The organism is bacterium, assembly GCA_035945995.1.
GTDB lineage: Bacteria > Sysuimicrobiota > Sysuimicrobiia > Sysuimicrobiales > Segetimicrobiaceae > DASSJF01.
The window spans coordinates 1-24,427 of the sequence record DASYZR010000036.1 but is presented as its reverse complement, the minus strand read 5'-3'; the positions used below and the strand labels follow the sequence as shown (position 1 = coordinate 24,427).

At 69.5% G+C, this 24,427-nt stretch carries 24 protein-coding genes and 1 riboswitch; of the genes, 21 read left to right on the top strand and 3 right to left on the bottom strand.

Annotated features, from left to right (window positions below; genetic code table 11):
• On the top strand, positions 1-706 hold a 706-nt coding region (locus VGZ23_03250; GenBank protein HEV2356612.1), incomplete at its 5' end, for an FAD-dependent monooxygenase.
• Between the two features lie 38 nt (positions 707-744).
• On the top strand, positions 745-1,311 hold the full coding sequence (locus VGZ23_03245; GenBank protein HEV2356611.1) for an isoprenylcysteine carboxylmethyltransferase family protein: 567 nt from the start codon (positions 745-747) through the stop codon (positions 1,309-1,311).
• Here VGZ23_03245 and rlmD read toward each other — a convergent pair.
• Positions 1,272-2,636 (bottom strand): 23S rRNA (uracil(1939)-C(5))-methyltransferase RlmD, encoded by a 1,365-nt coding sequence (rlmD, locus tag VGZ23_03240; GenBank protein ID HEV2356610.1) that lies wholly within the window; start codon positions 2,634-2,636, stop codon positions 1,272-1,274. The two genes, VGZ23_03245 and rlmD, sit on opposite strands and share 40 nt — an antisense overlap.
• Before the next feature lie 78 nt (positions 2,637-2,714).
• Here rlmD and VGZ23_03235 point away from each other — a divergent pair, with 78 nt between their 5' ends.
• The 18 genes from VGZ23_03235 to VGZ23_03150 all read left to right on the top strand — a co-directional run bounded on the left by VGZ23_03235 (position 2,715) and on the right by VGZ23_03150 (position 21,302).
• Positions 2,715-4,016 carry an ABC transporter substrate-binding protein gene (locus VGZ23_03235; protein HEV2356609.1) on the top strand — a complete coding sequence of 434 codons (1,302 nt, stop codon included), beginning with the start codon at positions 2,715-2,717 and terminating at the stop codon, positions 4,014-4,016.
• 3 nt (positions 4,017-4,019) lie between these two features.
• Complete coding sequence (locus VGZ23_03230) at positions 4,020-4,994, top strand: sugar ABC transporter permease (protein ID HEV2356608.1); 975 nt, start codon at positions 4,020-4,022, stop codon at positions 4,992-4,994.
• A 23-nt stretch (positions 4,995-5,017) separates the two neighbouring features.
• Positions 5,018-5,833: a carbohydrate ABC transporter permease gene (locus VGZ23_03225; GenBank protein HEV2356607.1), complete on the top strand. Its 816-nt coding sequence runs from the start codon at positions 5,018-5,020 to the stop codon at positions 5,831-5,833.
• 549 nt (positions 5,834-6,382) lie between these two features.
• Positions 6,383-7,147 (top strand): FadR/GntR family transcriptional regulator, encoded by a 765-nt coding sequence (locus tag VGZ23_03220; GenBank protein ID HEV2356606.1) that lies wholly within the window; start codon positions 6,383-6,385, stop codon positions 7,145-7,147.
• Between the two features lie 47 nt (positions 7,148-7,194).
• Complete coding sequence (locus tag VGZ23_03215) at positions 7,195-8,367, top strand: 4Fe-4S dicluster-binding protein (protein HEV2356605.1); 1,173 nt, start codon at positions 7,195-7,197, stop codon at positions 8,365-8,367.
• Positions 8,367-9,623, top strand: coding sequence for a pyruvate ferredoxin oxidoreductase (locus VGZ23_03210; GenBank protein ID HEV2356604.1), 1,257 nt, complete (start codon positions 8,367-8,369; stop codon positions 9,621-9,623). Before VGZ23_03215 ends, VGZ23_03210 begins: the two co-directional genes overlap by 1 nt.
• 41 nt (positions 9,624-9,664) lie before the next feature.
• Positions 9,665-10,696 (top strand): thiamine pyrophosphate-dependent enzyme, encoded by a 1,032-nt coding sequence (locus tag VGZ23_03205; protein HEV2356603.1) that lies wholly within the window; start codon positions 9,665-9,667, stop codon positions 10,694-10,696.
• Between the two features lie 293 nt (positions 10,697-10,989).
• Positions 10,990-11,871: a branched-chain amino acid ABC transporter permease gene (locus tag VGZ23_03200; GenBank protein HEV2356602.1), complete on the top strand. Its 882-nt coding sequence runs from the start codon at positions 10,990-10,992 to the stop codon at positions 11,869-11,871.
• On the top strand, positions 11,868-12,857 hold the full coding sequence (locus tag VGZ23_03195) for a branched-chain amino acid ABC transporter permease (protein HEV2356601.1): 990 nt from the start codon (positions 11,868-11,870) through the stop codon (positions 12,855-12,857). The genes VGZ23_03200 and VGZ23_03195 overlap by 4 nt, the downstream gene beginning before the upstream one ends.
• The gene (locus VGZ23_03190) at positions 12,829-13,635 is read left to right on the top strand and encodes an ABC transporter ATP-binding protein (GenBank protein HEV2356600.1); all 807 of its coding nucleotides are present in this window, start codon (positions 12,829-12,831) and stop codon (positions 13,633-13,635) included. The genes VGZ23_03195 and VGZ23_03190 overlap by 29 nt, the downstream gene beginning before the upstream one ends.
• Complete coding sequence (locus VGZ23_03185) at positions 13,628-14,347, top strand: ABC transporter ATP-binding protein (protein ID HEV2356599.1); 720 nt, start codon at positions 13,628-13,630, stop codon at positions 14,345-14,347. Before VGZ23_03190 ends, VGZ23_03185 begins: the two co-directional genes overlap by 8 nt.
• A 94-nt stretch (positions 14,348-14,441) precedes the next feature.
• Positions 14,442-15,671, top strand: a complete 1,230-nt coding sequence (locus VGZ23_03180; protein ID HEV2356598.1) for an ABC transporter substrate-binding protein — start codon at positions 14,442-14,444, stop codon at positions 15,669-15,671.
• 94 nt (positions 15,672-15,765) lie between these two features.
• Entirely contained in the window at positions 15,766-16,716 is a 951-nt protein-coding gene (locus tag VGZ23_03175) for an amidohydrolase family protein (GenBank protein ID HEV2356597.1), read from the top strand.
• 256 nt (positions 16,717-16,972) lie between these two features.
• A complete protein-coding gene (locus VGZ23_03170) occupies positions 16,973-17,833 on the top strand; it encodes a sulfurtransferase (GenBank protein HEV2356596.1) in 861 nt (286 codons plus the stop codon).
• Between the two features lie 155 nt (positions 17,834-17,988).
• Positions 17,989-19,446, top strand: a complete 1,458-nt coding sequence (gene proS / locus VGZ23_03165; protein HEV2356595.1) for a proline--tRNA ligase — start codon at positions 17,989-17,991, stop codon at positions 19,444-19,446.
• Positions 19,447-19,479: 33 nt separating this feature from the next.
• Positions 19,480-20,145, top strand: a complete 666-nt coding sequence (locus VGZ23_03160) for a TlpA disulfide reductase family protein (protein ID HEV2356594.1) — start codon at positions 19,480-19,482, stop codon at positions 20,143-20,145.
• 96 nt (positions 20,146-20,241) lie between these two features.
• On the top strand, positions 20,242-20,790 hold the full coding sequence (locus VGZ23_03155) for a cytochrome c (protein HEV2356593.1): 549 nt from the start codon (positions 20,242-20,244) through the stop codon (positions 20,788-20,790).
• Positions 20,787-21,302 carry a YbaK/EbsC family protein gene (locus tag VGZ23_03150; GenBank protein HEV2356592.1) on the top strand — a complete coding sequence of 172 codons (516 nt, stop codon included), beginning with the start codon at positions 20,787-20,789 and terminating at the stop codon, positions 21,300-21,302. The genes VGZ23_03155 and VGZ23_03150 overlap by 4 nt, the downstream gene beginning before the upstream one ends.
• A 4-nt stretch (positions 21,303-21,306) precedes the next feature.
• Here the strand turns inward: VGZ23_03150 and VGZ23_03145 are convergent, their stop codons facing one another.
• On the bottom strand, positions 21,307-22,497 hold the full coding sequence (locus VGZ23_03145; protein HEV2356591.1) for an MFS transporter: 1,191 nt from the start codon (positions 22,495-22,497) through the stop codon (positions 21,307-21,309).
• 25 nt (positions 22,498-22,522) lie between these two features.
• Positions 22,523-23,452 (bottom strand): serine hydrolase, encoded by a 930-nt coding sequence (locus tag VGZ23_03140; GenBank protein HEV2356590.1) that lies wholly within the window; start codon positions 23,450-23,452, stop codon positions 22,523-22,525.
• Positions 23,453-23,559: 107 nt separating this feature from the next.
• Positions 23,560-23,714, top strand: a riboswitch (FMN riboswitch).
• Between the two features lie 103 nt (positions 23,715-23,817).
• Here VGZ23_03140 and ribD point away from each other — a divergent pair.
• Positions 23,818-24,427, top strand: a 610-nt coding sequence (gene ribD, locus VGZ23_03135; protein HEV2356589.1) for a bifunctional diaminohydroxyphosphoribosylaminopyrimidine deaminase/5-amino-6-(5-phosphoribosylamino)uracil reductase RibD, incomplete at its 3' end; no start/stop codon positions are given.

Below are 24,427 nucleotides of genomic sequence, written 5' to 3'. Positions count from 1 at the left end.
GGCCGAGCGGTACCGTGAAGGCCGGGTGTTCCTGGCCGGCGACGCGGCGCACGTGCATTGGGCGTACGGCGGGAAGGGACTGCAGACCGGGATCCAGGACGCCGGCAATTTGGGCTGGAAGCTGGCCGCGCAGGTCCGCGGCTTCGCGCCACCCGATTTGCTCGACACCTATCACGCCGAACGGCACCCCGTGGGGCAACGGTTGATGGTGATCACCCGGGCCCAGGAGGCGCTCGCGCGCCCGGGCGAGCACGTCACGGCGCTGCGCGAGCTGGTTGGTCAACTCTTGACACACGAACAGACGTACCGATCCATCGTGGAAGAGATCTCCGACGTGGACATTCGCTACGACATGGGCGCCGGCCCGGGCCACGGGCATCCCCTGCTCGGCCGGTGGGCCCCGAACCTCACCCTGCGCACCGAGCATGGCACCACCCGCGTGGCGGAACTTCTGCACGCGGGCAGGGGCGTGTTTCTCGATATTGCCGGCCGACCGGCGCTGCATGGCGCCGCCGCGAACTGGGCCGATCGGGTTGATGGGATCACGGCTCGGTGTTACGAGCGGCCCGCGAATCTGGATGCACTGCTCGTTCGTCCGGACGGCTACGTGGCCTGGGTGGCCGGATCTAATGACGGGGACGAGGAATCCCAAGGAACGCTGTGCGCCGCATTGGAGAAATGGTTCGGCGCGGCAGGCACGTCGTGACTCAAACGGGCCAGACCGTTGGACGAGGATCACCCCCGATGCGCAAGGTTAAAGCAGCAATTGGCAGCGTAGTGTTCTTCGCGGCAAATCCGGGGATGATGGGCGGCTTCGTGCCCTGGCTGCTCACCCACTGGCGGTCCTCCCATCCACCGCGCGCACTGGAAGCGCTCGGTGGCGCCTTGATCGTTGTGGGCGCCGGCATGCTGCTTGAGACGATCGTCCGCTTCGTGCTTGAGGGCCGCGGCACTCCCCATCCGGGCGCGCCGACCGAGGAGCTCGTTATCGGCGGGTCCTACCGCTACGTCCGCAACCCGATGTACCTCGCGGTGATCGCGGCGATCCTCGGCCAGGCGCTGTGGTTCGGACGCCTGGTCTTGCTGATCTACGCAGTCGTGTTCTGGCTGATCGTCGCGAGCTTCGCATACTTCGACGAGGAGCCGACGCTGAGCCGCCGCTACGGTGAGCAGTACGCCCCCTACCGGTTTGCGGTCCCAGGCTGGTGGCCGCGGCTGCGGCCATGGTCGCCAGAGGGGCGCGGTCACCGTGACGCCGTAGCGATCCTCGATCAGCCGCGCTCCGCGAGCACCACGCACTCCACGTGGTAGGTGTGCGGGAACAGATCGAGCGGCTGGGCGTGCCGCACCACGTACCCCGCGGCGGCCAGTTCCCGGAGGTCGGGGGCGAGCGTCGTCGGGTTGCACGAGACGTAGACGATCCGCGGGGCCTGGGTGCGCGCGACCTTGCGCATGACCCGGGCGCCGGCGCCGCTCCGGGGCGGATCGAGGACGAGCACGTCGGGCCGGCCGGTCCGGGCCGCGAGGTCCGGCAGCACGTGCCGGACGTCGCCGTCCGCGAATTCGACGTTGGCGAGCCCGTTCAACGCGGCGTTGTCGCGGGCGGCCTCGACGGAGGGCGCCACGATCTCCATGCCCAGCACCCGCCCCGCCCGCCGCGCGAGCGCGAGCGAGAACGTCCCCACGCCGCAGTAGAGATCGAAGACCGTCTCGCCGCCGCGTAGATCCGCGAACGCCTCCACGACCTCCACAAGGCGCTCCGCCTGCGCGGTGTTGGTCTGGAAGAACGTCTCGAGGCCGATCCGGAACACGAGGCCCGCCAGCACCTCGCGGATGTAGGGCCGTCCCGCAACGATCGTGATGTCGCTCAGCGGCACACCGTCCGAGGTCCCCGCGTTGGTCGCGTGCGCGACGCTCGCGATCTCCGGGACGGAACCGATCAGCCGGTCCGCGAGTTCCCGCAGTCCCGGTACGTCGGGAGCCGTGGTGATGAGCGCGACCATGACCTCGCCCGTCCCCTTCGCCTCGCGGATCACGACCTGGCGGAGCAGGCCGGTGCGACTGCGCGGATCGTAACTCGACAGGGCCGATGCCCGGGCAAAGGCCTCGACCGCCGCCAGGATGATGTTGGTCCGGGGCGATTCGAGGTAGCACGTCTCGATCGGCACGATCTTGTCGAACGCGCCGCGCCGGTGCAGGCCGAGCCCCGCGGGATGAAACGAAAACTCCATCTTGTTGCGGTAGTACCATGGCGCCGCCATCCGGACGATCGGGCGAACCTCGACGTCGCGCAGGCCGCCGAGATGGGCCAGACTCTCGCGTACGATCGCCTCTTTGGCCGTGACCTGGGCGCCATACGTGAGGTGCTGCCAGATGCAGCCGCCGCACGGTCCGAAGTGCGGGCAGGGCGGGGGGGTCCGGACGCGGGACGGCGACTCGATGCCGACGAGATCCGCCTCCGCGTAGCCCGCTTTGACCCGCCAGAGGCGCGCGCGAACCCGGTCGCCGGGCGCCGTGTCCGGCACGAAGACGACCAGGCCGTCGAGCCGGCCGACGCCGCGGCCGCCGTACGCGAGCCGGTCGATCGTGAGGATGATCTCGTCGCCGCGGCGGGGCCGCGGTGCTGCCACAGCCATCGCCGAGCATCATAGCAGACGCGTGAACGTGGGATAAGTGAAATGCACGGGTACGGCCGTGCCGGGAGGTGAGGCCGCGTGGCGACACGGGGGGCCGGGACGCGTACGGCGGCAGGACTGATCGTCGGGACGGTGCTCGCGCTGGCGGGCACCGGCGCTTCGTCCGCGGCGGGGACGATCGGCGGGACGGTCAGCGTGGTCGGGGTGTGGGGGGGAGCCGAACTCGACAGCTTCAACGCGATGGTGAAGCCCTTCGAAGACCGGACCGGGACGCGCGTGGAGTTTCAGGGCACGCGAGACCTGAGCGCCGTGCTGACGACCCGCGTGCAGGGGGGCAACCCGCCGGATGTCGCCGCGCTGCCGAACCCGGGACAGTTGACGCCGTTCGTGCGGGCCCACGCGCTCAAACCGCTGAGCCGCGTCCTGGACATGAGCCGCGTCGGCCGGGAGTACCCGCCGTCGTGGTTGGACGTCGGCCGGGTCGGCGGCGAACCCTACGCGATCGTCGTCAAGACGGCCCTCAAGGGCCTCGTCTGGTACGATCCCAAGACGCTCGCGGCCGCGCACATTACGCCGCCGCGGCGGTGGGCGGATTTCGCGGCGCTCACCGACCGGCTCGCGGCCCGCGGCACGACGCCGTGGTGTCTCGGCCTCGCCAGCGGCGCGACCAGCGGCTGGCCGGCTACGGACTGGATCGACATGCTGCTCCTCCGCGCGGCCGGTCCGGCGGCGCACGACGCCTGGGTCCGGCACACGATGCCGTGGACGGCGCCGTCCGTGCGGCAGGCGTGGGAGCAATTCGGGCGGATCGCCACGAACCCCAAGGCCGTCTACGGCGGTCCCCAGGGCGTGCTGGCGACCCAATTTAATGAAGCGCCGTTCCCGATGTTCGCGACGCCGCCGCGCTGCCTGTTCCACCTGCAGGCCACGTTCATCGAGGACTTCATTGAAAAGCAGTTCCCCGCGGTGCGTCCGGGGACCGACCTCGCGTTCGTTCCGTTCCCGCAGATTGCGCCGCAGTACGCTGCCGTCGCGCAGGTTGGGGGCGACGTATTCGGGATGTTCCGCGATACGCCGCAGGCGCGGGCGCTCATGCAGTACCTTGTGACCGCGGACGCGCAGGCGATCTGGGTCAAGCGAGGCGGCGCGCTCTCCGCCAACAAGGGGGTGCCGCTCGCGGACTACCCCGACGTCCTCAGCCGGCGGGCGGCCGAGGTGCTGACCCGCGCGTCGGTCGCGCGCTTCGGCGCCGGCGATCTCATGCCGCCCGCGGTCACGACGGCGTTCTACAAGGGAACCCTCGACTACATCGCCCACCCGGACCGTCTGGACGAGATCCTCCGGCACCTCGAAGCCGTCGCGCGAGACGCCTACAAGTAGCCGGTGGACCGGCTGCTTCCGGCCGCGCTCGCCCTGGTCGGCGCCCCCGCCGCGTCGGTCGCCTACATTCTCGCGGCGGAACTGGCGCTCGGCCGGCTGCCCGATCGCCGGCGGACGGCGCTCCGGCCGTGGGTCTGGACCGCCCCCGCGCTTCTGTTCGTGGCCGTCTTTCTCGTCTACCCGACCCTGGACACGCTCGCGCTCAGTTTTCGGGACGCCGCGGACGCCCGGTGGGTCGGGGCGGCCAACTACGTCTACACGTTTCAGAGCCGGGAGGCGCTCGTCGCGTTGCGCAATACGCTCGTCTGGCTCGTGGTCTTCACCGGATTGGTGGTGGCCGGGGGCCTCGGCATCGCGGTGCTTGCCGAGCGGGTGCGCTACGATGCCGTGGTCCGGGCCATCGTGTTCCTGCCGATGGCCCTGTCGTTCACCGCGGCCGGCGTGATCTGGAAGTTCGTCTACGAGTTCCGGCCGGCCGGCGCGCCGCAGATCGGGCTCCTCAACGCCGTGCTCGGGGCCGCCTTCCCGGGCTTCGACCCGCGCGCGTGGCTGGTCGGCGCGCCCTGGAACACGCTGTTCCTCATCGTCGTGGCCGTGTGGATCTGGATCGGGTTTGCGACCGCGGTGTTCGCCGCCGCGCTCAAGGCCGTGCCGGCCGCCATGTTCGAGGCCGCGCGCGTCGACGGCGCCGGCGAATGGCGCGTCTTTGTCCAGATCGCGCTGCCGGCGATCGGCCCGACCACCGCCGCCGTAGCGACCGCGATGGTCATCACCGCGCTCAAGGTCTTCGACGTGGTATACGTGATGACGAGCGGGAACTACGATACCGACGTCCTCGCCAACCGGATGTATCGGGAGCTGTTCGTGGATCAGCACCTCGGACGCGCCGGCGCCCTGGCCGTGCTGCTGTTGGCCGCGACGGCGCCGGCGATGGTGGCGAACCTCCGGCGCCTCCGCAGGGAGGCAGAAACCCGGTGATGCGGACGCGCGGTCTTCGCGGGATGCCCGTGCACGCGGTGCTCTGGCTGATCTGCGTCGCGTGGCTCGCGCCGGTCGCCGGGCTGCTCGTCAGCTCGCTCCGCCCCGCCGCCGACGTCGCCGCGACCGGGTGGTGGACCGCGGTCGCGCGTCCGGCGTTCACGCTGGCCAACTACCGCGATGTGCTGACGACCCAGGGCATCGGGACGAGCGTGCTCAACAGCGTCGCCATCGCCGCGCCGGCCACCGTCATCCCGCTGCTGCTCGCCGCGTACGCCGCGTACGCGTTCGCCTGGATGCGGTTTCCGGCCCGCGGAGCCCTCCAGGCCCTCGTCGTCCTGCTGCTCGTCGTCCCGCTGCAGACGACGTTGGTGCCCGTGCTCCGGTTGTTCACTGCGGTCCGGCTCACGGGCACGTTCCCCGCGCTCTGGCTCGCGCACACCGGGTACGGCCTGCCGCTCGCCGTCTTCCTCCTGCGCAACTTCATCGCCGGGCTGCCGGCCGATCTGCTGGACGCCGCGGCCATCGACGGGGCGGATCCCGCCGCCGTGTTCTTCCGGGTCGTGCTGCCGCTATCGGCCCCGGCGATCGCGGCGCTTGCGATCTTTCAGTTCCTCTGGGTCTGGAACGATCTGCTGGTGGCGCTCAGCTACCTCGGCGGGCGGCCGGGCGTCGCCCCGCTCACCGTCGCGATCGCCGGGCTGGTGAGCTCCCTCGGGAGTGGCTGGCACCTCCTGACCGCGGCGGCGTTCGTGTCGATGGTCCTGCCCCTCGCGGTCTTCTTCGCACTCCAGCGGTACTTCGTCCGCGGGCTCGTCGCCGGTACGCTGAAGGAGTAGCGTCGAATAGCGCGCGGCGGAACGATTCCGCGGGCGGCGCAGAATTGGCCCTACGCGCACACATGTTTCCGATTGATCGCGCCGTCCGGAGGGAGGATTGCTCGTCACGGGCGCGAGCCCGATGATCGTGAACGAGTCTAAAGGGGCCTCGCGGCTCGTCTTGGTGAGCAGGAACCCCTTCGGCACCCTTCTGGAGGCACGCCTGCAGGCCGCGCGTCACAACGTCGAGCCGAACTTCTAACCGCCGGGCACGGCGGCACGTCCTCCACTGCCTAGGACGAACGCACGTAAGTCGGTTCCCCCTGGGTGCTCGAACGATTGCACGTCGCGGCGGTCGTCGGGCGGTTTGGACTGCGACATGTGACGGCATGACGGGTGTCCCCCAACCCTGTCGTGCGTGCCGCGCGTCGCGCGATCGTGCTCCCGCGGCATACCTCGGCCGGTCCGCCGGCTCCTGACGCTTGACGGTAGACAGATCTTCTGGGCATAATCGAGGTTGTCTGGTGGTCCGACCACCGGGCCAATAACCCGGTTGACCCGGGGCAAAGAGTGCCAATCGGAGGGATTCCGATCCCATCCAACGTGGTGTCGTCCATTCAGGCCGATCTCAGTCCGGTCAGAAAGACGAAAGTCTACGCCGAGGTGGCCGCGCAGATTCAGCGCCTCATTGCCGACGGGCGCCTCAAGCCCGGTGACAAACTTCCCCCCGAGCGCGAGCTCGCCGAGGTGTTCGGCGTGAGCCGCAGTTCCGTCCGCGACGCGATCCGCGTGCTGGAGATGCAGAGGCTCGTGGAACCGCGCCACGGCGACGGCACGGTGGTACGCGAAATCCCGATCGACCGGCTCATCCGGCCGCTTGCGGACGCCCTGACCGCCAGTAAGGACCTCGTGGCCGACCTCTTCGACATGCGCAGGATGCTCGAACCGCCGCTGGCCCGCGCGGCGGCGTTCCGGGCGACCGATGAGGACATCGAGGCCCTCCGGCAGGTCGTTGCCCGCCAGACCGAGCGCGTCAAGGCCGGGCAGATCGCCCTCGAGGAAGACAACGAGTTCCACTACCTGATCGCCACCGCCGCGAAGAACCAGGTGGTGCTCCGGACGGTGGACGTGCTCATGGAACTGCTTCGTGACAGCCGCGTGCGCTCGCTGCAGGGTCACGGCCGCGCCGAGAAGTCGCTCGACGGCCACCGGCGCATCCTCGAGGCGATCCGCCGGCGGGATGCCGAGGCCGCGGCGCTCGCCATGCGTCGGCACATCGAGGACATCGAAGCGACACTGTTTCCGGCGGAGCCGTCCGCCGTCAGGCCCGGCTGACACGCCGGTAGGGCCGCCGCAGGCGGCCCGGGAGGAGGGTGGATCGGATGGGACGCACGATCTCGGTGGAGGTCGTCTACCGGGGGATCTTCCAAAAGACGCTGGCCAAGAACATCTGCCGGGGGATCGTCCTGGCGGCCCGGAAGGAAGGCAAAGTCGGGGTCGCGTTCGGGCGGTACGGGGACTCGCCCGAGCGCAACGGGATCCCCGCGAAGCAGTTCGCGATCGTCGCGCCGGACGAGGAGGAGCTCCAGCTCAGCATGGCCCAGTACGAGCCGGCGGAGACGGACATCACGATCTCCGTCGACGACATGTTGTGCAAGGGCGTCGAGTCCTGGGCCTGGTACGGCCTGCAGCCGATCAACGAGAAGGTCCGGACAGACGCGGTCCTGCTCGTCACCTCGACCCTGCCGGCCGATGAGATCGTGAAGTTCTGCCACACCAAGCCGACCCCGTATCGCCTCGCGGTGCTGCCGGCCATTCCGAGCTTTTCGGGGCTGTGGGTGTACAAGGACGATCATACCGACGTGCGCATCCTCGGCGCGCTGCCGAAGCTCTGTCCCGACCTCGTCAGCCTCGACGCGATGCTGGCGGCGGTGAAGGAAGAGTGGGGGGACGAGCTCAAGGCCGCGTCCGCGCGGCGGGCCTTCGAGTCGATCACGACGCGCCCGGTCACGCCGGACGAGGGCAACACCGAGGTGCCCTACCGGTTCGACCTGCCCGGCTGGACCAAGATGCGCGAGGGCGTCACGGTGGACGGGATGACGCTCGGCGAGCCGATCAAGTTCGGCGACCAGATCGGCGGCTACCGGCCGGCGCGCAATCCCTACTTCAAGAAGTACTCCACCCGCACCATGCGCCCGGTCATCGACTTCGACAAGTGCATCAAGTGCACGCTGTGCTGGCTGCAGTGCCCCGACTCGTGCTTCGACGTCACGCCGGACCAGACGTACGATCTCAACGCCGAGGCGTGTTGCGGCTGCGGCGTCTGCGAAGCGGTCTGCCCGGTGGACGACTGCGTGACGATGGTCAACGAGCAGGCGTTCACCGACAACAAGAGCCAGTGGGAGGCGTACAAAACCGACAAGAAGGCGTACGCCGCCTGGGTGGATGCGAAGATCAAGGAACGGCCCGAGCGGTCTCACGGGTTCCGGTACAAGGGCCAGTACCAGGCGCAGATCGCCCAGGCGGGCGGCACGACGGCGGGAGGTGACGAGTAGTGGACGCGGACAGCGCAACGGCCGTCCAGACGGCGGTCGCCGAGCAGGAGGCTCTGATCAGCGGGAGCGAGGCCGTGGCCGTCGCGTCCAAACTCGCGGACGTGGACGTGATCACGGCCTACCCGATCCGGCCGTACGATACGATGATGCAGTACGTGGCGAAGCAGATCGCGAACGGCGAGCAGGACGCGGAGTACATCGTCGCCGAGAGCGAGCACAGCCAGTTCGAGATCGCCAAGCACGCCAACGTCACCGGCGCCCGCACCCTGTGCGGCTCGAGCGGCGTCGGCTGGTGCTACGCGTTCGAGGCGATCGCGGTGACCCCGGCCCTGCGGCTGCCGATGCTCGCGATGGTGGGCAACCGGGCGCTCGACGATCCCGGCGCCTTCGGCACGGAGCACAACGACGCGCTCGCGGCGCGCGATCTCGGCTGGATGCACATCTGGGTCGACACCGCGCAGGAGGCGCTCGACACCACGCTGATCGCCTACCGCGTCGCGGAGGACCGGCGCGTGTACCTGCCGTGCGCGATCAGCACCGACGGCGCGTTCCTCACCCATTCGCAGACGTTGGTGAAGATCCCGCCCAAGCAGTGGGTGGACGAGTTTCTGCCCAAGTACGACCGCAAAGACCTTCGCCTGCATCCCGACAATCCGATCACGATCGCCCCCCAGGTGAACGAGGACTGGCTCATGGAGATCCGCCGCCAGACCGACGAGGCGATGCGCAACGCGCGCGGCGTGATCGAGGAGGCGTACCGGGACTTCGAGCGGATCTTCCACCGGGGAGCCGCTCGCCCCGCGCCAGACGGGGTCGCCAACCCGTTCTTCGAGGAGTACCAGACCGACGACGCCGAGGTCGTGCTGGTCGGTATGGGCACGCTGTCCATGCCGGTCAAGGTGGCGATCCGGAAAATGCGGGAGCAGGGCCAGAAGGTCGGCTTCGTCCGCATCCGCTGGTTCCGGCCGTTCGACTACGAGCGCCTCGGGGCGCTGCTCTCGCGGTTCGCCGCGGTCGGCGTCATCGACCGCGACTTCTCGCTGGGCTCGCCGTACAACAGCGGCGTCGTCGCCAACGAGGTCCGGGCGGCCCTGTACGGTCAGCCGAAGCACCCGCCGGTCGTGAGCTTCATCACCGGCCTCGGCGGACGCGAGGTCACGATCCCGGGCGTCCGGGAGATGTTCGAGCACACCCGCAAGGCGGCCGAGGCCGGCGTGTCTCCCACTGACACGCTGTGGATCGGCGTCCGGGCCTGAGCGCGAGCAGATCACGCCCTTGATCTAGAGGAGGAGACGACATGGATACTCCCGAGGTCGCCACAATGCCCATCCCGGTGCTCGAGCCGATCAAAGGCGTCAAGCGGGCGCCGCTGGAGGAATACTTCACGTCCGGCCACCGGACGTGCCAGGGCTGCGAGTCGGCGCTGGTGATGAAGTTGATGGTCAAGGCGGCCGGGCCGCGCACGGTCGTTCTCGGCAGCACCGGCTGCATGTACGTCGCCAACACGACGTACTACAGCACGCCGTGGGTGGTGCCGTGGATGCACACGCAGTTGGGGTCCTCCGGCTCCGCGGCGGTCGGCACCGCGGCCGGCTACACGGCGCTCATGCGCAAGGGACGGATCAAGCAGGAGCCGATCAACATCATCTCGTTCTGCGGCGACGGGGGCGGCGCCGACATGGGCCTCTCCGCCATCTCCGCCGCGCTGCAGCACACCGATTACAACCACCTCATCTTGCTGTACGACAACGAGTCGTACGCCAACACCGACATCCAGGCGTCCGGCAGCAGCCCGTACGGCGTGCATACGACGTTTTCGCCGCCCGGGAAGGCGAAGCGCATTCTCCACAAACGGTGGAAGAAGAACATGGCCGCGATGCTCGCCGCCGGCCACTCCGAGTGCCGGTACGTCGGGACGGTCGACGCGTCGTACGCCGTGGAATTCATGAACCGGATCCGGAAGGCGCTCAGCATCGGCGGCCCCACGTTCATCCACTCGCTCGATCCGTGCCCCAAGGGATGGGACTACGACCCGATGCTGTCGCACGAACTGGGCGAGCTCGCCGTGCTGACCGGCGTGTGGCCGCTGTTCGAGGTCGAGAATCACGTGCTCAAGCTCTACGGCAAGAGCAAGGCGATCGTGGAGGGCCGGCAGAAGCGGCTGCCGGTGCGCGACTATCTCCTCAAGCAGGGACGGTTCGCGCACTTCACGGAGGACGACGTCGATTACTTCCAGGCCAAGATCGACGAGATGTGGACCAAGTGGCTGGTGCCCGGCGTGCTGCCGTTCGCGACGGACGTGTTGAACGACCGGCCGCCGGCGCAATAGGACCGCACGAATCGGGTCGGGCGGGGAAAGGCGACGATAGACTGACCGGGCCGGCGACAGGGCCGGTTCGCGACGGGTCACAACCGCACAGCACGGGCTCGCGACCTTGACGTTGCGAGGTGACGGGCATGAGACCACGGGCTTCCCTTCTCGATGCCGATACTGCCGGCCGACGGGGAAGCCCGTGCATGTGACGCCGTAACGGCCCGGGCGGGCAGTTGCCGCCTGGGCCCGCTTGTTGCCGGTGAGGAAGGCCCGCCGCCGGGGCCCCCTCGCGGGCGGGAGGGACGATGATGGACACGATCTTTCTGGGAATCGGGTTCGGCCTCGTGACGGGCTCGATCTTGGCCTTGTCCGCCGTGTCCTTTACGCTGCAGTACGCCGTGAGCGGCATTCCCAATCTGGCGCACGGCGAGCTGCTGACGTACGGCGCCTATGCCGCCTACGCGGTGACCCGCGCGACGCACAATCTCGTGGCCGCCGGACTGGCCGCCGCCCTCGTCGGCGGCGTCACGGCGTGGGCGATGAACGCCGGGGTGGTCGAGCCGTTTGTCCGGGCCCGGATCAAGAACATCGTGATCTTCATCGCCACGCTCGGGGCCTCGCTCGTCCTCCAGAACGTCATCCTCCTGATCTTCGGGGGGGCCAACGTCGCGTACGTGCTGCCGCAGACCGAGTCGCACCCGGTGGGCCCGTTCATCTGGACCGGCCGGGACGAGGCAATCATGGCCTCGGCGGTGGTCGTCATGCTGCTCCTCTACGTGATGCTGCAGTACACCAAGTTCGGCAAGTCGCTGCGCGCGGTCTCGGAGAACCGCGAGCTCGCCCGGGTGTCGGGCATCGGCGCGCACGGGGTGGTGCAGTTCACCTGGTTTCTCGCGGGGATCGTCGCCGGATTTGCCGGGTTCATCCTCGCCGTCAGCGTGGGGACGCTGGTGCCGAGCTTCGGGTTTACGTTTCTGCTCGTGACGGTGACCGCGGCCGTCGCCGGGGGGCTCGGCAAACCGTACGGCGCGATGGCCGCCGCGCTCGTGCTCGGCCTGGCCATGGAGATCAGCGCGTTCTACGTCGACGCGGCGTACAAGCTGCTGATCGCGTTCGGGATGCTGGTCCTCGTGTTGCTCTTTCGTCCGGACGGGCTGTTCAGCAGCAAGGTCGGAGGCGTGTTCGAGTGATCCAGTACATCGCCTCGGTGGCGACCGAAGGCGTGATTTTCTCGATCATGGCGCTCGGCCTGAACGTGATCTGGGGATGGACGGGCGATTTCGACATCGCCTTCTATGGCTACGTGGCCGTCGGCGTGTACATGGCCATGGTCACCACGATCGGCCGGCTGCCTCCGCCCGACCAGTACATCCTGGGCTGGCACCTGCCGTTTCTGCTCGCCGTGCTGATCGCGATGGCGAGCGCGGCCGTCCTCGCCCTGGGCGTGGGCGCGGTCGCGCTGCGCAAGCTCCGCGCGTCCTACTTTGCGATTACCACGCTCAGCACCGTCTTGATACTGCAGATCTTCATCAGCAACTACACGCCGCTGTTCAACGGCTACAACGGGCTGTACGGAATGGAGCAGCCGTTCAACGACGTGTTGAACCTGTCGCCGCAGGCGTACCCCTTCTTCTTCCTGGCCTTCTGCACGGCCGTCCTGGCCGCCGTCTACGTCGTCCTGGAACGGCTCTCCAACAGTCCCTTCGGCCGTGCCCTGCGCGCGGTTCGAGAGGAGGAGCGCGCGGCGGCGGCGTTCGGCCGGAGCATCTACGGGCTCAAGCTGAAGGCGTACGTGCTGGGGGCGGCGCTGGGCGGGTTGGGCGGAGCGCTGTTCGCGGCATACCTGGGGGCCTTCAATCCCACCGCGTGGTCGCCGATCGAGACGCTGCTCCTCTACGCCGCCATTTTCGTCGGCGGGACCGGAAACACTCGCGGCGTGGTCCTCGGGGTCATGCTGGTCAGCGTCGTGTTCCAGGAGATCACCCGCTTTATCCCCAACGTGGGCGGAAACGCGAGCTTCTCCGCGGCGGTGCGCGAAATCCTGATCGGCATCCTGATCCTCGTCACCATGCGCTACCGGATCCAGGGTCTGCTGCCTGAGCGGCGTCCCAAGGACGCCGCGGCCGGACTGGTGGCCGCCAAACCGTATGCGGGAAGGGGGAGCGCCGCTGACTGACCCATCCGATGCCCTGCTCGAGGTGCGGGGGCTCGCGAAGAGCTTCGGCGGCGTGAGCGCGGTCTCCGATTGCAGCTTTGCCGTGCCCGAGCGGCGCGTGACCGGCCTGATCGGGCCGAACGGCGCCGGCAAGAGCACGGCGATCGACCTGGTGACGGGCTTCAAGACGCCGGACGCGGGCACCGTGCGGTTCGCGGGCCGCGAGATTCAGGGGTGGCCGCCTCATCGCGTCTCCCGTCTCGGTCTCATCCGCACGTTCCAGCTGCCGAAAGAGTGGCCGGGCCTGACGGTAATGGAAAACATGCTCATCGCCGCGCCGGAGCATGGACGCGACGCGATCTGGCGGGCCCTGCTGGCGCCGGCCCCCCTCCGGCGCGCCGAGGAGGAAGACCGGGCACGCGCCCGCACCATCCTCGAGGAGTTCGGCCTCCTCGCGCTGCGGGATGACTTGGCCGGCAACCTGAGCGGAGGCCAGAAACGGCTGCTCGAGTTCGCGAGGGTCGCGATGGCCCGGCCGAAGATGGTGATCCTCGACGAGCCGATGGGCGGCGTAAACCCCGTGCTCGGCGCGCGGATGGGAGACGCGATTACGAGCCTGGTGGCGAGCGACGTGACCGTGGTGATCGTCGAGCACAACCTGCCCTTCATCGAGCGTTGCTGCGATGCGGTGATCGTCATGGCGCTCGGAACGGTGATCGCGACGGGACCGTTCGGTTCCCTGCGTTCCAACCGCGCCGTGGTCGACGCCTACCTGGGCGAGGTGGCGGTTGGTGTCTGAGCAGCCGGCGCTTACCGTGCAGGGGCTGACGGCCGGGTACGGCGGGCCGCCGATCATCGAGAACGTCGAGTTCAAGGCCTCGCCCGGCAAGATCACCGCGCTCGTGGGTCCGAACGGCGCCGGCAAGTCGACGCTGCTGAAGGCCGTCGTCGGCGTGGTCCGGCCGAGCGGCGGTCACGTGTATCTCAACGGCACGGAGGTGACCGGCCAGGCGCCGGAGCGGCTCGTCCGCCGGGGCATCGCGTACGTGCCCCAGGTGGCGAACGTGTTTCCGGGGCTGACCGTGCTGGAAAATCTGGAAATGGGCGGCTACGTCCGCGCCTCCGGCGTGCGCGAGCGGGCCGAGCAGCTCCTGGTGCTGTTCCCGGATCTGCGGACGGCGCTCCGGCGTCCCGCGCGAACGCTGAGCGGCGGCCAGCGGAGCATGCTGGCGATGGCGCGGGGCCTCATGGTGGATCCCGCCGTCCTGCTGCTGGATGAGCCCAGCGCCGGCCTGGCGCCCATCTTCCAGTCCACGGTCTGGGAGCAGATCAAGAAGGTCCGCGACACGGGGGTCGCCGTGGTGGTCGTCGAGCAGAACACACGGCGCACGCTGGTGCACGCCGACTGGGCCTACGTGATGGTGCTGGGGAAGAACCGGCTCGAAGGGCCGGGGAACGTGCTGCTCAACGACGAGGAGGTGGTCAACCTCTACATCGGCCGGCTGTCGTGACGCGTGGGTGGCTCGGGAAACGAAGATGGTGATCGGGGATGGGAAGGACAGCGACAAGAAGGGGGTGCGTATGTCTCGACAGCCCGGGGCGTGTATGGCAGTCGGGGTCTGCTGTGTCGCGGCGATCGCCGGTCTCCTGGTCTACGTGCCGGCAACGTCGGCCGCGTTTTCCGGTTCTCCCGTGCACTTCGGGATGCTTGGGCCGTTCACCGGCCCCCGCTCCGATCTTGGGGCGGCCATTGTCCAAGGCTCGAAGGCGGCCCAGCTGGCGGTCAACGGCGCGGGCGGGATCCTCGGCCGGCAGCTGGTGCTGGACGCGGCGGATACGCTCGGCGACGCGGCCGACGCGGTGCCGGCGATCAACAAGCTCATCGGCGCCGACCACGTGGTCGCGCTCATCGGTCCGGAGACCGCCGAGTACTTCGCGGTGCGGCCGATTTTCACGCGGTTCAAGGTGCCGGACCAGATGCAGGGCGGCGACGTCACGCTGGACCATGAGACGAACGCCTACTTCTGGCGGGACAGTCCGTCGGACTCCGTGCTGAGCGTGGCCATGGCGCTCTACGCTTACCAGAAGGGGTACCGAAGAGCGGCCGTGATGATGTATACGGAGGAATCGGCGCAGACGCTGAAGCCCCCGCTCATCAAGACGTTCCAGAAGCTCGGCGGCAAGATCGTGGCCGACGTGAACATTCAGGGCGGCCAGACATCCTACCGGTCGGAAGTCCTGAAGCTGATCAACGCCAAGCCGGACGTGATCTTCACCCAGACCGATCCGGCCACGGCCGCGGTGCTCTTCTCCAACTTCAAGCAGCTGAACAACCTGCGCATCCCGTTCATCGGTACCGACCTGACGGGCGGGGACGACTATCTCAAGGCGGTCACCTACCAGGCGGCCAACGCGCACCTGATCTCCGTGTACGGGACCTCGGTCGAGGGCAAGGGGAACGACGCCTTCGTCGCCTACTACCACAAGCTGTACCCGGGCAAGGAGCCGCTGGCCAACGCCAACTACGCGTACGACTCGGTCATCAGCACGGCGCTGGCCATCGACAAGGCGGGCTCCACCGCGGGTCCGAAGATCAATGCGGCGATGACCCAGGTCACCAACCCGCCGGGGACCAAGTGCTTCGACTACGCCGGGTGCCTCAAGCTGCTCAAAGCCGGCACGAAGATCAACTACGAGGGCGCCAGCGGCACCCTCGATTACAACCAGTACCACAACGTGTTCGGCCCCTACGGCGCGTTCCAGGTTGACCCGCAGGGCAAGGAACACCAGCTCGTGCTCATGACGGAAGCGCAGCTCGCCAAGGCCGCCCCGTGACGGCGACGCCGGCGGACGCGGCATAGAAGCGCGACCCGGACGGCCCCCAGGGCCGTCCGGGTCGCCTTCGTCTCGGCAGGAGGGAACGGCCGACATGGGATTGATCGTGGACGTCCACATCCAGGCCGGCGTGCCCGGGGAGCAGCTCGACCCGTTTGCGCACTCGCGGCTGCGCAAGGTCCTGGAGACGCGCGCCTTCAACTTCGACGGTTCTCGTCCGGAGGAGGCGGCCCTCGGGGCCGACCCGACGGCGGCGCTCGACGGGGCGGGCATCGACGTCATCTGCCTCATCGCCGGTGACTACAACCGCGCGCTGCCGGGCGCCATCGAGTCGTACGAGGTGCCGAACGACCACGTGGCCGCCGTCGTCGCGCGGCATCCCGGCCGGATCGTCGGCACCTGCAGCGTCGACCCCGTCACCGATCCCGCGGCCGCCGTCCGGGAGCTCGAGCGATGCGCGACCAGACTCGGCTTCCGCGCCGTGCGATTGTACCCGGCCGTCCAGCAATGGGATCCCCGCGACGAACGGCTGTACCCGATCTACCGGCGATGCATCGAGCTCGACCTGCTGGTCCAGATGCACATGGGGTGGACGCCCGTCGTGACCGCGCACATGGAGTACCAGCGGCCCTGGCTGCTGGACGAGGTCGGGCGGACCTTTCCCGAATTGAAGCTGATGATCAGTCATCTCGCCTATCCGTACGCGGACGAGTGTACCTGCGTGATCGCGCGCCACGAGAATTTCTACTGCGACATCTCCTTTTGGGCGCCGCTTCACCCGTCCAAGATCCTGCGGATGATGGTGGACTTCGGGGCGTTGTGCTCGTTCGACCGGATGCTGTACGGATCCAGCAATCCGTTCTTTCGGACGTACCCGCGGGTGATCCGGTCGCTCAACGGCATCGCGGACCGGTACGGCCTGCCGCCGATTCCGGATGCCGCGCTCAGCAAGATCATGGGCGCGAACGCGTGCCGGCTGTGGAAGATCGACCCCGCGCGCATGGGGCGGGCCCCGCAGAACCGCCAGGGCGGCGGCGCGTCTTGACGTCTGCCGCCGGCCGTGCTACTTACTAAGAGAGTCATGTCTCGGATGCGCTCTGCCTACGTACCCCGTCGATGTATCTGTCCCGAGCGGAGGCCGGACTGGCCTTCGCCGGGGCGGACGTCCCCTCGTCTGTCCCTCGTCCGGCGGTATTGAAGGCTCCCTGACGGTCCGGTTTCCGCGTTCGCTCACAGCGAGTTCCCGGGTCGTCTCATGAGGCGCTCCCGGGCTACGTTACCCCATCCGAGGAGGGAAATCGATGCCACAGGGTTATGCGCACGATGTCTTGGTGGAAACGGGCTGGCTGGCCGAGCACCTCGGCGACCCCGCGGTGCGGGCCGCGGAGGTCTCGGAGGACACCTCGCTGTACGGCCAGGGACACATTCCCGGCGCGGTCCATTTCAACTGGCAGACACAGTTGCAGGATCCGGTCCGGCGCGACTGGATCGACCAGGAGCAGGTGGAATCGCTGCTCGGCAACCATGGCGTCGGCAACGACACCACGCTCGTGTTGTACGGGGACAAGAACAACTGGTTCGCCACCTACACGTTCTGGCTGCTCAGGATGTACGGCGCGGACAAGCTGCGCATCCTGAACGGCGGCCGGGCGAAGTGGATCGCCGAGGGCCGGCCCACCGTGACCGACGTCCCAAATCACCCCACGGCGCGCTACCGGGCCAAACCCGCGGACGCGAGCATCCGCGCGTTCCGGGATCAGGTGCTCGCCGCACTCGGCAAGGTGGCGCTGGTGGACGTGCGCTCGCCGCAGGAGTACAGCGGCGAGCTCATCGCGATGCCGGCGTACCCGCAGGAAGGCGCGCAGCGCGGCGGGCACATCCCCGGCGCGCAGAACATCCCCTGGGGCCAGAACGTCCGCGAGGACGGCACGTTCAAGTCCCCGCAGGAGCTCAAGCAGTTGTACGAGGGCAAGGGCATCACCCCGGACAAAAACGTGATCGCGTACTGCCGGATCGGCGAGCGGTCTTCGCACACGTGGTTCACGCTCACGTACCTCCTCGGCTACCCCAACGTGAAGAACTACGACGGGTCGTGGACGGAATGGGGCAGCCTCGTCGGGGTGCCGATCGACAAGCCCGCGGCGGAGCCGGTGAAGCGCTGAGCCCTACGCCCGCCGGCATCCGCGGGTCCGTTGTTTGACGCTGCCGGCGCGCGCGTGCTAAAATCACGGCGTCCCAGGAGCCTCCCCGTCCCCGCGGGACGTGGAGGCTTCGCTATGCCCGGGGATGACGACGCGAACGAGACGGAGGCGCCGTGATGTCGCGGCCAGCGGCTCGTCAGGACGAGAGCGAATTCGTCAAGGAAATTCCCTCCAAGGCCGAGCACTTCGCCGACTGGTACACCGCGGTCGTCCTCAAGGCCGAGCTCGCCGACTACTACCCGGTCCGCGGCTGCATCGTCGTCCGTCCCTACGGGTTCACGATCTGGGAGCTGATGCAGCAGGGGCTCGATCGCCGGTTCAAGGCGACGGGTCATGTCAACGCCTATTTCCCGTTGTTCATCCCGCGGAGTTTCTTCGAGCGTGAAGCGGAACACGTCGAGGGCTTCGCCCCGGAAGTGGCCTGGGTCACGCGTGGCGGCGGCGAGGAGTTGAGCGAGCCGCTCGCGGTGCGGCCGACGTCCGAGACCGCCATCGGGCACATGTATGCGCGCTGGATCCGCTCGTACCGGGACCTGCCGGTGCTCATCAATCAGTGGTGCAACGTGGTCCGCTGGGAGAAGGCCACCCGGCCGTTTCTGCGGACGATGGAATTCCTCTGGCAGGAGGGCCACACCGCGCACCGCACGGCCGGGGAGGCCGAAGCCGAGGCCCGCCAGATGCTGGAGGTCTACCGCGACTTCGCCGAGACCGACGCGGCGATCCCGGTCCTGTCCGGCCGCAAGCCCGAGAGCGAGAAGTTTCCCGGCGCCGAGCGCTCGTACACGATCGAGGCGCTCATGCCGGACGGGCAGGCGCTCCAGTCCGGGACGTCCCACTACCTCGGCCAGAACTTCGCCCGGGCGTTCGACATCAAGTTCCTGGACAGCGACAACACGGAAAAGCACGCGCACACCACGTCGTGGGGCGTAAGCTGGCGGCTGCTCGGCGGCATGATCATGGTGCACGGCGACGACCGCGGCCTGGTTATTCCCCCGGCGCTCGCGCCGTTTCAGGTGGTCATCGTCCCGATCCTGACCGGCAACCGGCGCGACGAGGTTCTCGCCGCCGCGCGCGACCTCGCCCGGCGCCTCGGTACCATCGTGCGCACGCGCCTCGACGACCGGACCGAGGTGACGCCCGGCTGGAAGTACAACGACTGGGAGATGCGCGGGGTGCCGCTGCGGCTCGAGCTCGGGCCGCGGGATCTTGCTCAGCAACAGGTCGTGCTGGCGCCGCGCGCCGGCGGCGGCAAGCAGGCGGCGCCGCTGAGCGGCCTCGAGCAGGCCGTCCCGGCCGCGCTCGAAACGGTGCGCCGGGCGCTGTTCGATCAGGCCAAAGCGTATCTCGACGCGCACATCGTCACGGTGGCCACGCTGGCGGACCTCGTCGAGGCCGTCGCCGGCCGCCGCGGGTTCGTGCGCGCCGTGTGGTGCGGCACGGACGCCTGCGAACAGACGATCCGGAAGTCGAGCGGCGCGTCCCCGCGCGTCATCACCGAGGAGGCCGCGGACGGCCCCTGCGTCGCGTGCGGCGCGCCGGGGCGTGAAGTCGTGTACTTCGCCCGCGCCTACTGAGGCATGCAGGCCGGGCCGTCCCGCCGCCTGAAGGTGCTCCCGATCGCGGTCGCCTGCGCGGCGGCCGTCGCCGGGGCGGTCGTACTGTGGGTGCGGCCCCCGCACACGGTGTCGAGGAGCGCGGCACCGGGCGCCGTGATCGGGGCGCCGGGCGCGGCGTTTCCGAACACCGTCGTCCGGCCGGGGCAGGGCGAGCCGGGCGATCAGCGGCCGGCGCCCGCCCCGGCGTTTTCGCTCGTGGTGCTTTCGGCGGGGACGGCCGCGCCCCCCGCGGGCGGCCCGCCCGCGGGGATTCCCGCACCGGGCGCGCCGCTGGCGCTTGCGGCGCTACGAGGCCATCCCCTGGTCATCAACTTTTGGGCCTCGTGGTGCGGGCCGTGTCGTGCCGAGATGCCGATGCTGGTCAAGGCATGGCACGCGTACGCGGCGCGTGGCGTCGTGGTGCTCGGCCTGGACGTTGATGACACACCCGCCGATGCCCGGCGGTTCCTCGCAGACCACCGTGTCGACTATCCGATTCTAACCGTGCCCGGCGACCGGCTGCTGCGGGCCTACGGCGTGGTCGGACTGCCGACGACCGTATTCGTCGACGCATCCGGCATGATCCGCGCCCGCCAACTCGGGGGATTCGCCGGGGCGGACGGCGAGCGCACGCTCGCGCGCCGCCTCGACGCGCTGCTCGCCACGGACGGACGTTAGCGCAGGGAAGTCCCGCGCCGCCGTCTAACATCGGATTCCGGCAATCCGCGCACGGCGTCCGTGTGCCAATCCTCTTGTCACCGTCGGAGGTGAACGATGTCTTCGCGCTCGCTCGCGGGAGCGCTGCTCGTCTTGTGCGCCGGTCTGACCGGGTGCACGGGGCGGCAGATCCAGGCGATGCGCGAGCGCCCGGCCGCGGCCCCGTCGCCCGCGGTGCCCGTCGCCACGGCGCCGTTTACGGGCCCGGCCGTCGTGGCCAACAGCAACTACCCGAAGGACCCCAACGCCCCGCGCCCGCAGCCGCCCGCGCCGTTCGCGTCGATGAAGAATCCCTTGCCGCCGTCGCCCGACAATCTCGCCAAGGGCAAGGACCTCTTCAACGCCAACTGCGCGCCCTGCCATGGGACCGGCGGCGCCGGCGACGGACCGGCCGCCGCCTCGCTGAATCCCAAGCCCGCCGATTTCAAGTCGTCCATCCATACGAAGCTGCCGGACGGGTACTGGTTCTGGCGGCTCTCCAAGGGCGGCACGGTGAGCCCGTTCAAGGACGTCGGGTCGGCGATGCCGCCGTGGGAAGGCTCGCTGACCGAGCAGCAACGCTGGGTGATCATTCTCTACGAGCACACGTTTTCCGCCCATAAGTGACGGGCCCTGAACGCGGCTCCCCGCCGCTCGACGCCGTGGCGCGGGTGCAGGCGGCGCTGACCGCCGCGGGGGTGGACGCGGCGATCGTCCGGTTCGCGCAGAGCACCCGGACGGCGCAGGATGCCGCCCGCGCCGTGGACACGTCCGTCGGGCAAATCGTGAAGTCCCTCGTGTTCGTCGCGGACGGCCGCCCGATTCTCGCGCTCGTGTCCGGCGCGAACCGCGTGGACGTCGCCAAACTGGCCCGTCTGGCCGGCGCGGCGCGCGTCGAGAAGGCTTCGGCGGATGCGACGCGCGAGGCGACCGGGTTCAGCATCGGGGGCGTGCCGCCGGTCGGCCATCGCGGCCCGCTGCCGGTGTACGTTGACGAAACGCTCCTGCGCTACGAGATCGTCTACGCCGCGGCCGGCACGCCGCATGCGGTCTTTCCGGTCGAGCCGGCGACGCTCGTCCGGATCGCCTCCGGCGCCGTCGGCGACATCGCGGAAAGCGCCGCACCGCCGCCGCGCTGAGGCGTCACAGGGGGAGCGACGCGGCCCGCAGGCGGGCCGTGCGCTCGGCGCGCCCGAGCCCGGCCGCCGGTGCGAAGCCCGCGAGCGCAAGCCCGAGGCCGAGGAGCCACACGAGGGTGAAGCTGCCGGTGGCGTCGAGCACGTACCCGAAGAGCACCCCGGAGATCGTCGAGGCGACCTGGCCGACGGCGAGGTTCAGGGACACGGCGACCCCGGCCCGCTCGATGCCGAACATCTCGGTGGTTAGCGTCGTGAGGATCGGCAGCGTGAGCGCCAGCCCGCTCCCGGCGAGCACCGTGCTGAGTGCCACGCCGGCGGGACTGCGCACCCCCGCGAGCAACGCGAACGATGCCACCAGCACGGCGAACCCGGTCAAGATCACCGGGGCGCGCGCGCCCAGCCGGTCGGAGAACGTGCCGGCGAACGGGGACGCGGCCAGCAGCGCGACGTTGACCACCGCCACAAGCGCCCCGGCCGCCGTGCGGCCGAACCCGAAGACGTTCGCCAGATACGTCGGCAGCCACGCCGTGATCCCGTAGGCGCTAAACAGCGCCAGAAACACACAGCCGGAGAGGTACAGGAACGTCCGCTGTCCCACGATGCGGCCGATCTGGCGCAGCGCCGGATCGCGCACGGCCCGCCAGTCCGCGCCCGCCGGCAGCCACACAGCGCCGGCGACCAGGGCGGCGGCCGTGGTCAGCGCGAGGGCGAGGAACGCGGCCGGCACCCCCGCCCACCCGCTCAGCAGCGGCATGAGGAACAGGCCGGCGATCATGCCGGCGCCCGCGCCCGACTGCAGAATTCCCATCGCCACGCCGCGGTTCGGCGCCGCGGCGAGCATCAGCTTGACCGTCGAGGAGTACAGCGCGGCTCCGCTCACCCCCATGAGAAACCGGAGCAGCAGCGCGGTCGCGTAGTGGGCGGTGAAGGCGAACAGGGCGGAGACGGCCGTCATGCAGAGCAGGCCCGCGAGTGTGACCCGCCGCGTCGGCAGATTGTCCGCCGCGAGCCCGGCCGGGATCTGCGCCAGGACGTACCCAAGGAGGTAGGCGGACAGGAGCGCGCCGACGCCGGCGTAATCGACGTGGTAGACGGCGCGAAGGTCGTTGAAAAACGGAACGACGTCGATGCGCTGCGCGTTGGCGATGAAGAAGACGCCCCAGGCGGCGACGGCCGTCCACAGCGGCGCGCCCATCAGCCCGGCGCGCGGAGGCGGTACCTTAGGCGGCGTAGGCGTCGTACACGGCTCGGCCTACCTGTGCAATCGCGAGACGGCCCTTCAGGTCGTCCGCCAGGTCGCGCGTGAACACGCTGACGATGCACGGACCGGTGGGCGTGAAGAGGACGCCCGCGTCGTTGCTGACCCGCGTCACGGAGCCGGTCTTGTGCGCGATCTCGACGCCCGGCGGCAGCAGCAGCGGCAGCCGGTCCCGGACCTGCTGGCGCCGCAGGATGTCCAGCGCGAGCCGGCATGCCTCGCGCGGCAGCGGACCGTCCACCCCGTCGCTCAGCGCGGGCCGCACGATCTGCTCCAGCAATCTCCCCATCTCGCGCGGGGTCGTCATGTTCGCCTGCTCGTCGTGGTAGGCGCGGCACTGCCAGTCCAGCTGCCGCTGCCGCAGGCGCTCCGCCGCGAGCCGGCGGGTCTCGGCCGTGTCCGGCGCGCCGGCGAGACCCACGAGGTCGTGCAGCAGCTCCCGGCAGCTCATCGCCACGGTCGTGCGGACGAGCCCGCAGGCGGACAGACGGGCGTTGACCGCGTCTTTCCCGACGAGGGCGAGGAGGAAGTCGGTCGCGGTGTTGTCGCTGATGATGATCATGAGCGTCGCGAGATCGCGGAGCGTGAGCCGGGTGCCGGCCGACAATTCCTTGAGCACGCCCGAGCCGGGCGCCTTCATCTCGTCCGTGAGCACGACCGGCTCGTCGAGGGAGCGGGCGCCCGAGGCCGTCTGCGATGTCAGCTCGGCAAGCAGCGGGACCTTGAACACGCTGGCCATTTGGAACGGGCGGTCCGCGTTGAGCGTCACCGACTCGTCCCGCGCGAGGTGCCGGATGTAGACGCCCATCGTGCCGCGGAGGCGCGCCCCGATCCGCCGGACCTGCGCGCGCAGCTTGGTCGGCGTGCCGGCGGTCACGCGTATCGTCGCCATGGTGAGATGCACTATTCTGCGATGTGCCGCGGTTCCCCCGCGCACCCGCCTTGCTCCCTTCCGGGCACCCATGCTATCATGGCGAGTACAACAGAAGAGAAGACGCCACGGACCTTCGGGGCAGGGTGAGCCGCGCGCAACGTGCGCCGTCGCGCGCCGGCAATTCCCGATCGGCGGTACAGCCCGCGAGCCGGCCTTGCGGCCGGCACGATCTGGTGTGATTCCAGAGCCGACGGTACAGTCCGGATGGAAGAAGGCTGTTTGGCTTGGCGTGCGCGGGTGTGGTACGCCCCGAGGGCGATGTGTCTTCCTCGGGGTGTTGTTTTTTGCCGGAGACCAATCGCACCATCGGTGACGACGCGTACATGCGCGAGGCGCTCGCGCTGGCCCGGCGCGGGGCTGGGACGACGAGCCCGAATCCCATGGTCGGCGCCCTCGTCGTCGCGGAGGGCCGGGTCGTGGGGCGCGGCTACCACCCGGCGCCCGGCGAGCCGCACGCCGAGATCTTCGCCCTCCGCGAGGCGGGGCCGCGTGCGCAGGGCGCCACGCTCTACACGACCCTGGAGCCGTGCGCGCACACCGGCCGCACCGGTCCGTGCACCGAGGCGATCCTCGCGGCCGGCGTGGCGCGGGTCGTCGCGGCGATGATCGATCCGGACTCGCAGGTGCGGGGGGCGGGCGTGGCGCGGCTGCAGGCGGCGGGCGTCGAGACGGTCGTCGGCGTCGGCGAAGACGAGGCCCGGCGCCTGAACGAAGCGTTCATCAAGCATCGCACGACGGGCCTGCCGTTCGTGACCGCGAAGTGGGCGATGACCCTCGACGGCCGCATCGCCACTCGCACCGGCGATTCCCGGTGGATCTCCAACGAGCATTCGCGCGCCCACGCGCAGCGGCTGCGTGCCGCGTCCGACGCCGTTCTGGTCGGCGTGGGCACGGTGCTGCGGGACGATCCCGCGCTGACGGCGCGGCCGCCGG